The sequence below is a fragment of the Streptomyces sp. NRRL S-495 genome (assembly GCF_000966955.1).
Classification (GTDB): Bacteria; Actinomycetota; Actinomycetes; order Streptomycetales; family Streptomycetaceae; genus Kitasatospora; species Kitasatospora purpeofusca.
The window spans coordinates 1-8,267 of the sequence record NZ_JZWY01000468.1; the positions used below are offsets into that span (position 1 = coordinate 1).

Annotated in this window: 10 protein-coding genes and 1 pseudogene; 8 read left to right on the top strand and 3 right to left on the bottom strand. The window is 74.6% G+C overall.

The genetic code is table 11. The features are described 5' to 3' along the window. Positions 1 to 369: TetR family transcriptional regulator C-terminal domain-containing protein (locus VR45_RS23785; RefSeq protein ID WP_045941862.1), on the top strand; the 369-nt coding region annotated here is incomplete at its 5' end. 125 nt (positions 370 to 494) lie between these two features. Continuing rightward, positions 495 to 1,265: an SDR family oxidoreductase gene (locus tag VR45_RS23790; protein WP_045941863.1), complete on the top strand. Its 771-nt coding sequence runs from the start codon at positions 495 to 497 to the stop codon at positions 1,263 to 1,265. A 28-nt stretch (positions 1,266 to 1,293) separates the two neighbouring features. Here the strand turns inward: VR45_RS23790 and VR45_RS23795 are convergent, their stop codons facing one another. After that, the gene (locus tag VR45_RS23795) at positions 1,294 to 1,575 is read right to left on the bottom strand and encodes a helix-turn-helix transcriptional regulator (RefSeq protein WP_045941864.1); all 282 of its coding nucleotides are present in this window, start codon (positions 1,573 to 1,575) and stop codon (positions 1,294 to 1,296) included. 87 nt (positions 1,576 to 1,662) lie between these two features. On the opposite strand from VR45_RS23795, the gene map reads away from it, so the two are divergent. From map to VR45_RS23810, 4 genes and pseudogenes are all read left to right on the top strand, one after another. Beyond that, complete coding sequence (map, locus tag VR45_RS23800) at positions 1,663 to 2,430, top strand: type I methionyl aminopeptidase (protein ID WP_045941865.1); 768 nt, start codon at positions 1,663 to 1,665, stop codon at positions 2,428 to 2,430. Between the two features lie 72 nt (positions 2,431 to 2,502). Continuing rightward, a pseudogene (locus VR45_RS50130) lies at positions 2,503 to 2,760 on the top strand (universal stress protein); the annotation flags it as partial. A gap of 55 nt (positions 2,761 to 2,815) precedes the next feature. After that, complete coding sequence (locus VR45_RS50135; protein ID WP_052709323.1) at positions 2,816 to 3,541, top strand: universal stress protein; 726 nt, start codon at positions 2,816 to 2,818, stop codon at positions 3,539 to 3,541. Further along, positions 3,534 to 4,376 (top strand): universal stress protein, encoded by an 843-nt coding sequence (locus tag VR45_RS23810; protein ID WP_045941866.1) that lies wholly within the window; start codon positions 3,534 to 3,536, stop codon positions 4,374 to 4,376. Before VR45_RS50135 ends, VR45_RS23810 begins: the two co-directional genes overlap by 8 nt. A gap of 9 nt (positions 4,377 to 4,385) precedes the next feature. Here VR45_RS23810 and VR45_RS23815 read toward each other — a convergent pair whose 3' ends face one another. After that, complete coding sequence (locus VR45_RS23815) at positions 4,386 to 5,300, bottom strand: NAD(+)/NADH kinase (RefSeq protein WP_045941867.1); 915 nt, start codon at positions 5,298 to 5,300, stop codon at positions 4,386 to 4,388. Continuing rightward, on the bottom strand, positions 5,297 to 6,340 hold the full coding sequence (locus tag VR45_RS23820; protein WP_045941868.1) for an SPFH domain-containing protein: 1,044 nt from the start codon (positions 6,338 to 6,340) through the stop codon (positions 5,297 to 5,299). Before VR45_RS23820 ends, VR45_RS23815 begins: the two co-directional genes overlap by 4 nt. A gap of 159 nt (positions 6,341 to 6,499) precedes the next feature. Here VR45_RS23820 and VR45_RS23825 point away from each other — a divergent pair, with 159 nt between their 5' ends. Both VR45_RS23825 and VR45_RS23830 read left to right on the top strand, forming a co-directional pair. Further along, positions 6,500 to 7,573, top strand: coding sequence for a hypothetical protein (locus VR45_RS23825; protein ID WP_045941870.1), 1,074 nt, complete (start codon positions 6,500 to 6,502; stop codon positions 7,571 to 7,573). A 243-nt stretch (positions 7,574 to 7,816) separates the two neighbouring features. Further along, on the top strand, positions 7,817 to 8,267 hold a 451-nt coding region (locus VR45_RS23830), incomplete at its 3' end, for a transglycosylase domain-containing protein (protein ID WP_045941869.1).

Here is an 8,267-nt window from a genome sequence, read left to right on the forward strand (position 1 = left end):
TCGCAGCCCGGCCCGGTGCTGCCGGCCGTCCGGGCGCTGGTCCGCCGGTTCGCCGCCGAGTCCGCCGCGGACGGTGAGGACGGCCCGCACCGGGGCTGTTTCGTCACCAATACGGCGGTCGAACTGGCCCCGCACGACCAGGGCGCCGCCCGCCGGGTGGAGTCCAACCTGCTCCATCTGGAGACGGTGCTCGCCACGGCCCTGGTCCGCGCCCGTGCCCAGGGCGAGCTGCCCGAGGGGCGCGACCCGCAGGCGCTGGCCCGGATGCTGCTGGTGCTGTTCCAGGGCATGAGGGTGATCGGCAAGGCCGGCGAGGGCTCGGCCCGCCTGCGCGACGCCGCCGACCAGGCCCTCGTCCTGCTGGACTGACCGGCCCTCCTGCTCCCTCACCCCTCCTCTCCATCGCCCTTTTCTGTCCCTTCTCCTGTCCTAATTCTGAACCGAACGGTCAATTTAGACCGGCCCATCCAGACCTTTGATCGAGGAGTACTCCCATGTCCCGCAGCACCACCCGCTTCACCGGCAAGTCCGTCCTGGTCACCGGTGGCGGCAGCGGCATCGGCCGAGCCGTGGCCCTCGCCTTCGCCCGGGAGGGCGCCCGCGTCGCCGTCGCCGGCCGCACCGCGAGCGCCCTGGCCGAGACCGTTGCGCTGATCGAGCGGGACGGCGGCACCGCCGTGGCCCTGGTCGGCTCGGTCTCCGAGTCCGCGGACGCCGCCCGCCTGGTCCGGGAGACCGTGGAGCACCTGGGAGCCCTGGACATCGCCGTCAACAACGCCGGGGTGCTCGGCGGTATAGCCCCGATCGCCGATGTGGCGGAGGAGGAGTGGCGGCGCGTCATCGACATCAACCTCAATGGCACCTGGTACGCGATGAAGCACCAGATCGCCCACCAGCGCGCCAACGGCGGCGGGGCGATCGTCAACATCGCCTCGAACCTGGGCACCCATGTCCGGCTGCCGAACCTCGGCGCCTACGCCGTCTCCAAGGCCGCCGTGGCCACCCTGACCCGCAGTGCCGCCCGCGACCACATCGCCGACGGCGTGCGGATCAACATGGTCAGCCCCGGCCCGGTCGACACCAGCATGTCCTCCCGCCCCGGCGAGAACGCCGCCGACAAGGCGGACCGGATGAAGGGCGACGTCCCGGTCGGCCGGGCCGGCGCCGTCGAGGAGGTCGCGGCCGCCGTCCTGCACCTCGCCTCCGAGGAGTCGGCCTTCACCGTCGGCGCCGACCTCGTCCTCGACGGCGGTATCACCGCCTGACCCTGGGATGCCGGCCCCGTCGACCGTCTCAGGCAGACAGCGCCTCGGCCTCGCTCCCGTCCGCGTCCGGAAGCGCGGCCGCGGCGGCCAGCTCGTCCAGCGACAGCCCCAGCGCGTACGCCAGCGCCACGACGGTGAAGAACGACGGGGTCGGCGCCCGTCCGGTCTCGATCTTGCGCAGCGTCTCGGCCGACACCCCGGCCGCTCCTGCCACCTCGACCATGCTGCGCCCGCCCCGCGCCTCGCGCAGCAGCACACCGAAGCGCTCGCCGCGCTCGCGTTCCCCGGGGGTCAGCGGAGTCCTCACCATGCCCCCGATGGTAGGCCACCCGTCGGCGCCACTCGACCGTGATACAAATACCGGTATAAGAATTGGAGCTATGCCCGGAGGGGTCCCATGGTGGAGTTCAAGTCGGAGGCGGCGCTGGCCGCGATGCGGGAGTCGGGGCGAGTGGTCGCCACCGCGCTGGCGGAGGTCGAGCGGGCCGCCGGGGTCGGGGTGAGCCTGCGGGAACTCGACGAGGTGGCCCGGGAGGTACTGCGGAAGGCGGGGGCGACCTCACCCTTCCTCGGCTACCGGCCGTCCTTCGCCCCGGTGCCCTTCCCGGCCGTCATCTGCGCCTCCGTCAACGATGCCGTCGTGCACGGCATCCCGACCGCCTACCGGCTGCGCGACGGGGACCTCGTGAGCATCGACTGCGGCGCCCTCCTGGACGGCTGGGCGGGCGACGCCGCCGTCAGCTTCACCGTCGGAACGCCCCGCCCCGAGGACCAGCGGCTGATCGACACTGCCCGCCGCGCCCTGGCGGCCGGCATCGCCGCCGCCGTCGTCGGCAACCGCACCGGCGACATCGCCCACGCCGTCGGCACCGTCGCCCGCGGCGCGCGCTACGGCCTGCTGGAAGGCTACGGCGGCCACGGCATCGGCCGCCGCATGCACGAGGACCCCCACCTCCCCAACGAGGGCCGCCCCGGCCGCGGCTTCCCCCTGAAGCCGGGCCTGGTCCTCGCCATCGAACCGATGCTCATCGCCGGCGGCACCGATACCCACACCACCGACCCCGACGGCTGGACCCTCCGCACCACCGACGGCACCCGCGCCGCCCACGTCGAACACACCGTCGCCATCACCCCCACCGGCCCCCGCATCCTCACCCTCCCCTGATTCGAGAGAACCGGAATCGAGCCGGACCGAGCCGGTGCCGGGTGGGTGTCGCCCGGGATCGGCCGTGCTCGGATGCGGCACTGGGACCACCGGTCGGGTGGCGGGGACCTTGGACTCTGGGTGGACTTGGGGAGGGGCGGGGAGGGTGGGGGTGCGGGCGGGCGTACGGGTTCGTCCGGGTTGGGTTGGGTGGAGGCGGTTGTGAGCGGATTCGTCGTGGTCGGGGTGGATGGGTCTCCCGAGAGTCTGGCGGCGCTGGACTGGGCCGCGGAGGAGGCGGTGGGGCGCGGGGTGGGGCTGAGGGTGGTGCTGGCCTGGCCGAGTGCGGTGACGCCGTTGTCGGTGCTGGGGGCGGTGGATCTGGCGCACCGGCAGGCGGGGGACGTTGCGCGAGGCGGAGCTGCGGGTGCGGGAGCGGTGGCCGGAGCTCGCGGTGGCGGCGGTGCAGGTGCCGCACGATCCGGTGCGGGCACTGGTGGAGGAAGCGGAGGAGCAACCCGGGGCGGAGAGCCTGGTGCTCGGGTCGCGGGGGCTGGGGGCGGTGGCGGGGTTCCTGGTGGGGTCGGTGAGCCGGCGGGTGCTCACCAGGGTCGGGTGCCCGGTGGTGCTGGTGCGCAAGGGGGAAGCAGCGGGCGAAGCGGGGGGCGGCGAGGTCGTGGTCGGCGTCGATCCGTACCAGGGCGCCGCCGAGGTGCTCGGCCACGCCTTCGCGGCGGCCGAGCGGCGCGGGCTGCCGCTGCGGGCCGTGTACGCCTGGACGCTGCCGGTGGCGTACCAGTACGCGGGCATCGCGGCGAGCGTCGACGTGTCCGGCGAGATGCAGGGGTTCGCCGAGGGTGAGCTGGCGCGGGTGGTCCAGCCGTGGCGGGCGGAGCACCCCGGGGTGACAGTGGTCGAGGAGGTCCTGAACGCTCGGCCCGCCAAGGTGCTCGCGGAGCGGGCGGCGGCGGGCGCGGAGCTGGTGGTGATCGGGCGGCGGGTCCGCCGGTCGCCGCTGGGGGCGCACCTGGGGTCGGTCGCGCACGCGGTGCTGCACCACGTGCCGTGCCCGGTCGCGGTGGTGCCCTACGAGCGCACCCCCGAGGAGAAGCAGGAGGCGGGCGATGAGTGAGCCGGTGCTGGTGGGGGTGGACGGTTCGGAGGCGAGCCTGGCCGCCGTGGACGTCGCGGTCCGGGAGGCGCGGCTGCGGGGCTGCGGCCTGCGGATCGTGCACGCGTTCATCTGGCCGCTGATGCATGTGTCCCTCGGTCCGGCCCAGGGCGGTCCGGCGGAGGGCGGGCTGCGGCACCAGGCGGAGAAGGTGCTGGAGGACGCCGGCGCCCGGGCCCGGGCGCTGGATCCCCGGCTGGAGATCGGCGCCGAGCTGGTCACCGGTGAGCCGCTGACCGTGCTGGCCCACCGGTCGCGGGACGCCTGCCTGGTCGTGGTCGGCAGCCGGGGGCTCGGCCGCTTCGGGGCGCTGCTGATCGGCTCGGTCGCCGTGCACCTGGCCGCGCACGCCGCCTGCCCGGTGCTGATCGTTCGGGGCCGGCCGGAGCCGGACGGGCCGGTGCTGGTGGCGGTGGACGGTTCGGGGGTGGGCGCGGAGGCGCTGGGCTTCGCCTTCGCGGAGGCCGCCGCCCGCCGGGTGCCGTTGACGGCGCTGCACGTGGCGCATCCCAGCGCGAGCCTGCCGGGGCAGGAGGAGCGGGCGCTCGCGGAGGCGCTGGCCGGCCGGCGGGACAAGTACCCGGACGTGGAGCTGCACTCCGAACTGATCGAGGCCCACGCCCGGCCGGCGCTGATCGACGCGAGCCGGGCGGCCCAACTGCTGGTGGTCGGCGCCCGGGGGCGGGGCGGCTTCGCGGGCATGCTGCTGGGTTCGACCAGCCAGGCGATGATCCAGCACGCGCACTGCCCGGTGGTGGTGGTCCGGCACGAGGAGAAACTCGCGCAGGCCCGGTAGGAGAGGCGCTCAGCCGAGCAGCCGCAGCCGGGTGGCGGCGACGCCCACCCGGACCGTCTGGCCTCGGACGAGGTCCAGCGCATCGCTCTCGACGCCGTCCCCGAACGCCACCAGCCGGTCCGACTCGACGGTCAGGACGAGCCGCTGCTCCCCGTCGAGCAGGCCGTGCACCCGGGTGGTGCCGGTGGCGGGGGAGGGCCAGGCCTCGCGGACGAACCAGGCGAGCGACGGTGCGGCGGGCGCGGGCAGGGCGAGCGGGCCGCCGCGGTCCTGCCAGACGGAGCGGCACCAGCCGGTGCCGCCGGTGCCGGTGCCGACCAGCACCCCGGACGAGGCCTGCGCCTCGTCGCCGTCCGGTGCGCCGGGGTGCTGCTCGACGGCCAGCCGGTAGCGCGCGGTCTGGTGGCCGGGCTGGCCGATGTAGACCTCGTTGAGCGCGAGCAGCCGCTGGGTGTCGTCGGCGACGGCCTCGACCATGGTCCGCTCCTCGGTCCGCCGGTCGGCGCCGGGGCCGACGGCGGCCGGGAGGAGGCGGGGCAGGTCGTCGGCGCGGTGGCGGACCAGCACCCCGGGGTTGCGGCCGGGCTCGGTGTCCACGCCGATCACGGGCTGGCCGCCGAGGTACTTGGCGACGTTGGCGACCAGGCCGTCCTGGCCGACCACGACGACGACGTCCTCCGGTTCGAAGAGGAACCGGGGCAGGTCGGCGCGTTCGACCCGGGTGCGGCGCCAGTCGAGCGGCACGGCGCCGGCCGCCCGGGCGAGCGCCTCGTCCTGCCGGACGTGGCGCCGCTCGATCTCCTCGACCGACCGGCCCCGGCTGCGCAGGAAGTAGGCGGCCTGGCCGGGCGTGCCGTGGTGGTCGACCAGCTCCTGGTACTCGCTGCGGCGGTGGACCAGGACGGCCCGGGGTGCGAGCGTCACCGTCCGCCCCCGCCGGCACCACCGGAAAGCGGATCCCCCGGCGAACCCGCCGCGCCGAGCTTGGCGAGCAGCCCGGTGAGCACGTCCGGGGTGAGGGTGAGGCTGTCGATCCGCGGCAGGTGCTCGGCCAGCCGCATCAGCGCGAGCGCCCGCAGCACCGCCGGGTCGGCCTGCTGGTGGGCGGCCAGCCAGGCGGCCTCCGCGGCGGCCCTGGCCTCGCCCAGGCCCCGGGCGGCCTCGGCCTCGGCGGCGGCGAGGCGGGTGCGGCGCTGGGCCTCGGCGTCGGTGCGGATCCGGTCGGCGACGGCCTCGTCCTCGGCCTGGCGCTGGGCGTTGGCGCCCTCCTGGGTGATCAGCTGCTCCTGCCGCCGGGCGAGTTCGATCCGGTTGGCCAGCTCGTTCTCGGCGATGCCGCGCTCGTGCTCGACGGCGACGGCACGCCGTTCGAAGGTGGCCCGGTCGGCCTCCTGCTGGACCAGTTCCCGGGCGGGGGTGCGCAGGGCGCGTTCCACCTCCGGTTCGGGGCGCAGGGCGACCACGCGGACGGAGATGACGGCGAGTCCGGTCTCGGCGAGCCGGGGTTCGGCGGCGAGGCCGGCGGTCATCCGCTCGCGGACGCCGGCGATGCCGTCGGCCAGGGCGGCGGCGAGCGGGGTGCGGGCGAGCAGGCCGAGCGCGTGCTGCTGGGCGGTCTCGGTGAGCAGGGTGGCGAGCTGGTCGAGCGGGGCGGAGCGCCAGGCGCCGGTGTCGGGGTCGATGCCGAAGTCGACGCGGGCGGCGGCGGTGGCCGGGTCGGTGATCCGGTAGGTCAGGGTGCCCTGGACGGTGACGTCCTGGAAGTCGGCGGTCCGGGCGTGGAAGAGCATCGCGAGTTCGCGGTCGTCGACCGGCACCTCGGAGAGGGCGGCGGTGAGCGGGCGGAACCAGAAGGCGAGGCCGGTGCCGTCGTGGGCGAGCCGGCCGCGGCGGACGTGCCGGATGTGGGCGGTGGGGCGGGCGCGCAGGTGGCGCAGTCCGAAGCGCTTGCTGATGTCGGCCATGGCGGCTCCTTTTCGTCATGCTGACGATATTGAAGGCGGAGGGATCTCGTCAAGGTGACGAAAAATGGTCCCCCGGCGGGTAGCCGTTGGGAAGCCGTTGGGAAGCCGTCGGGAAACGGGCGGGGAGGGCGGCCGTGGGAGGATCGACCGGTGCTGAGGATGCGAACGACCAGGCTCCCCGCCGTGCTGCTCGCCGCGGTCTGTGCCACCGCCACCACCGCGGTCGCCGTCGGCGCCGGTGCCACCTTCGGCGCCCCGTCCGCGCACGCGGCCGACCCGGGCGGCCAGGCCTTCGCCATCGGCGACCCGAGGATCACCGAGTCCAGCGGCCTCGCCGCGAGCCGGCAGCACCCGGGCGTCTACTGGACCCACAACGACAGCGACGACGGCCCGTACGTCTACGCGATCGACTCCCAGGGCCGCACGGTCGCCACCGTCACCCTGCGGGGCGTCGAACCCCGCGACGTCGAGGCGATCTCGCTCGGTCCGGACGGCCGGCTCTACGTCGGGGACCTCGGCGACAACCTCGGCGGCAAGTGGCCCGAGGTCTGGATCTACGCCTTCGCCGAACCCGCCGAGCTGCACGACCAGGCGGTGGAGGTGACCCGCTACAAGGTCCGCTACGAGGACGGCCCCCGGGACGCGGAGGCACTGATGGTCCACCCGGTGACCGGCCGCGCCTACATCGCCAGCAAGAAGCAGGGCGGCGGCGGGCTCTACCAGGGCCCGGAGAAGCTCTCCCCGACGGGCGTGAACACCTTCCGGAGGATCGCCGACGCGCCGTGGACGACCGACGGTGCCTTCTCGCCGGACGGCACCCGGCTGGTGCTGCGCGGCTACTTCTCGGCGACCCTCTACCGCTGGAAGGACGGCGCGCCGAGCGACGCCGAACCGCTGTCCACGCCGTTCCAGCGGCAGGGGGAGTCGGTCACCTTCACCTCGGACGGCCGGGCGCTGCTCTACGGCACCGAGGGCAAGGACAGTCCGGTCTGGCGCGCGCCGCTCGACGACGCGCAGCTTCCGGACACCGTCGAACCCCTGCGGAGCGCCACTCCGGCCCCGTCGGCCCCCTCGGACCCGGCGTCGCCGACCTCCGGTGCGGCCGCCCCGCCGTCGCCCGACGGCGGGAAGGACGCCCCGGCGAGCACCGGGGACCAGGTGCTCGGGGTGGTGTTCCTGGTCGCGATCGCGGGTGCGGTGTTCGGACTGCGGCGCAAGAAGCGCGAGGGCTGAGGCTGCGGGCCAGCAGGGCAAGCTGGGCCAGCAGGGTACGCGGGCCCGACCGTTCTTGATCGAGTCCGGTCGAGCGCAGACGAACGACCTGCCCCCGGAGCGGGCGGTCCCGTCGGCCGTTCCGAGCGCCACGCCCAACGGCGTTGATCTGTCGCCGATTTGTGACAAAGGTTGACCAACACCGGCCCCACGGGCGGTTTTCGTGGACGTAGTGTTCCGACTATGTCACGGAGAAGCCGCCGCATGCCCTCCTCGGAGCCCCTCGACACCTGGGTCCCGCGCCCCCGGCGCCGCGAGACCCCGCTCGGCCTGCTCGGCCACGGCGTGAAGTTCCTCGGTTACAGCACTCTCGCGGGCGTCCTGCTCGCGGGCATCGCCCTCCCCGCCGCCGGAGCGCTCGGGCTCGGCCTGAAGAGCGGCGTCGAGGAGTTCGACAGCATCCCCGCCGACCTGAAGACGCCGGCGCTGACCCAGGCCAGTTGGATCTACGACGCCAAGGGCCAGCAGATAGCCAAGGTCTACGAGCGCGACCGCCGGGTGATCACCGGCGAGGAGATGGGCACGCTGATACGCCAGGCCCAGGTGGACATCGAGGACGCGCGCTTCTACGAGCACGGAGCCGTCGACCTCAAGGGCGTCCTGCGGGCCATCACCAAGAACGCGGAGAGCGGCACCGCCGTCCAGGGCGCGTCCA

Coding starts and splice junctions, on each gene's coding strand:
- VR45_RS23825 (WP_045941870.1), top strand. CDS start 6,500: ATGCGAACGACCAGGCTCCCCGCCGTGCTGCTCGCCGCGGTCTGTGCC.
- map (WP_045941865.1), top strand. CDS start 1,663: ATGGTGGAGTTCAAGTCGGAGGCGGCGCTGGCCGCGATGCGGGAGTCG.
- VR45_RS23795 (WP_045941864.1), bottom strand. CDS start 1,575: ATGGTGAGGACTCCGCTGACCCCCGGGGAACGCGAGCGCGGCGAGCGC.
- VR45_RS23820 (WP_045941868.1), bottom strand. CDS start 6,340: ATGGCCGACATCAGCAAGCGCTTCGGACTGCGCCACCTGCGCGCCCGC.
- VR45_RS23810 (WP_045941866.1), top strand. CDS start 3,534: ATGAGTGAGCCGGTGCTGGTGGGGGTGGACGGTTCGGAGGCGAGCCTG.
- VR45_RS23790 (WP_045941863.1), top strand. CDS start 495: ATGTCCCGCAGCACCACCCGCTTCACCGGCAAGTCCGTCCTGGTCACC.